We start from the raw sequence: 2,722 nt of genomic DNA, 5'->3' as shown, positions 1-2,722 counted from the left end.
CTTTGAGAGCTTTAAGGGGGCGGATGTTGGGGAGAAAGTAGCTAATGGCATTGAAGAGATTGTGCAGAGGGGAGAAGTGCTTGAGAATGCGGGGGTTTATACTATTCGCCTTAAAAATCAGAATGGGAGTTTTAGAGTCGGATTGTCTAGGGGATGGAGTGAGCAAGGCAACAACCATTGGGTAATCACAGCGTATAAAGACGGGGATGGAGTTAAACCCCCTCGCACAGATTCCCGACCAAGCTACGACCCCAAAGGGGCTGAGTATGGAACCGATCTTACTCAGAGGGGTAGAACTGACTCTACCACATCCCCCCTTAATAAAGACTCAACGCCTAAGCCAGAAATCAAGTTTAAGAGTCCCAAACAAGAAGCCTACTTTTATAAAGTCCTCCAAAGAGACTTAAGCGTTCATAAGGGGCAGGACTATATCCCCACCTTTTCTGCAGAGATCAAGCCAGAAGAGACAATCGCCATCACGCCTGCCTCATTGTTTAAAATGCATTTTGACAAATACCCCCGCATTAAAGCCCTCTTTGCAAACCCCGATGCGGTGTTTAAGCAAGAAGAGGGGTATTTGTTTGTCAAACAGACTCGAAAGCCCGAAAATGGACACACCGACAAGCTTTACGACCTAGCCACTCTGACGCGTCAAGCCGATGGCCGTTTTAATTTAGAATTTAAAGAAATCCTAGAGTATGGCCCCACAGAGCCTGCCAAGATTAGAAAAGCCTATCTTAACGATGAAGTGATGTTATATCGCTTCACCCCCCCAAGCCCTACAAAAAGCCCTACAAAAACTAAGGCCAAAGGGCCACAACCCGTATTTGTGTCCAGTGCTGAAAGGGTGCAGCTCACAAAAGAAGGCTACAAAACAGAAGCAGAGCTTGTGGCTTTAATGCAAAAACGCCATGGCACACAGATTGCCCAACAAGACGGGTTGTCTATTGTAGATGATAGAACCCCCATGAATGCTGATTTTGGGATAGTTGTAGGGCGTAAATACAACGATGCGCGAAAAAATTATGAAACCGGGTGGGTGCAAGACAATCTAGAGTCCTTAAATGAGATGCGCGGCTGGCTTAAATCAAACCCGCAAAGAAGCCTCCAAACCCCTAATGCCTATTTGCGCCCCGAAGTGGGATATATTGACCTTGTAGCCGCCCCAGATTATGGGCTTAGTCGCATTTTTACGATGGCTAAAGAAGGCAAATTAGAGGGTGTCAATGATAGAAGCATTGCAGACTACATCCAACATGCCCTAGAAAGAGGCCAATTTAGCAAACTATCCCCCACAAGTGTCGCTTTTGATTACGAACCCTCCTTCAACTCTAGCGGGCTTAAATTACGAGCAATCATTGCCTACACCCGCCCACAAGAGCGCGGATCATATAGGTGGGTTTTGCAAGATTTTAAGGTCATTGATGCCAAAGAGACACCTAAGAACACACCGAGGGGAGGAAAGCCCCCGATAAAAAAAGGGGATTTGCCTACCAAAAGCACCCTAAAAGAGGACTTAAGCCCACAGGAGATCAAAAGCCATATTGAGGGATGGGATTTAAGCCCAAAAGCCAATGCCAATCACAAGCAACGCTTAAGGGTTTCTAAAATTGACCCCATAGAGGCGCAAGAGCTAGCCAAGGCCTTTAAGTTTAAGGGAATAAGGGATTTAGTTCGAGAGATTGACGCGCACCAAGTGCTCCACGCTTTAAGTGAACACGGCGATGAGGCTAAAGAGGCTAGACGGGGGCAAATTGCGATCACGCTAGAGGACATCGCCCACTACCAAGAATACATCAAAAACCCCGACTTTAAAAGTGTGCAAGATAATGGGCGCATTGTCTATGGCAAGCAGATCAACGGGCATGCGGTGGTGATTGAAGAGGCTTTAATAGGGCAAGACAAGTTAAGGTTTTTTGATATGTGGAAGCTAAAGGGGGCATTGAATGAAAAGGTTTTGCTAGCCCACAGCCAACGCCCTAACACGACTCCAAGCCTTGATCTTGAAGGCCGTATGCCTAGCATTGAAAGCGACTCTACCACAACCCCCCTTAAAAAGCAAACCACAGCACAGGGGAAAAACTACCTAAAGAGCCTAAGCCCTGAAGAGTTAAAAAAGGCAGAGGACGAAACTTACCAAGATTTAAGCCTTTTAGCTACAAAGCCCCTAAGCACCACGCCTTTGACTAAAGAGCAACTTTTTAAAGAGCTCAAGGGCTATAAGCATTTTGGGCACGACTTTACAGAGTTCAGAGATAAGGGGTTAGAGGCCCTAGAGCTCATCGCCAAGAAAAAGCACGGACAAGTGTCCGGGGCTTACTATAGGGCAGACTTAGGCGCGATTGACATAGGCTACCAGTTGCCCCTAAGCAACAACACCCAAAGGGGGTTAGTGGATTTATTGGCGGGTCGAGGGGCTAGCGACACACAGACCAATATTTACTATTGGGGCAAGCCAGCATTAGCGCCTTTTGCAGGCAACACAGACAAAGAAAAGATTTTAAGAGCGGTGGATAAGATTATCAAGGAGGGCACCTACAGCCTAGAGGAGGGGCACCACATGCTAAACCTAGAGCTAGACAATGGCATTTATCAATTAGAGCTCTTCCCTCTAAGCCTTAAACAGCCTAGCCACTTTTACCCCATGTCCATCCAATACCACCACAAACCTAAAAACCCCAATAGCCCTATGGAGCGTGAATAAACGCCTTTAAACGGCGTT

Annotated in this window: 1 protein-coding gene; it reads left to right on the top strand. The window is 46.8% G+C overall.

All coding sequences use genetic code 11. The annotated features are described in order from the left end of the window. Positions 1-2,704, top strand: a 2,704-nt coding sequence (locus tag HAL07_RS08015) for a putative barnase/colicin E5 family endoribonuclease (RefSeq protein ID WP_503089848.1), incomplete at its 5' end; no start/stop codon positions are given. Positions 2,705-2,722 lie beyond the last annotated feature (18 nt).

The sequence above is a fragment of the Helicobacter ailurogastricus genome (assembly GCF_001282945.1).
GTDB lineage: Bacteria > Campylobacterota > Campylobacteria > Campylobacterales > Helicobacteraceae > Helicobacter > Helicobacter ailurogastricus.
The sequence above is the reverse complement of the archived record's forward strand: the minus strand, read 5'-3'. Positions and strand labels throughout refer to the sequence as shown.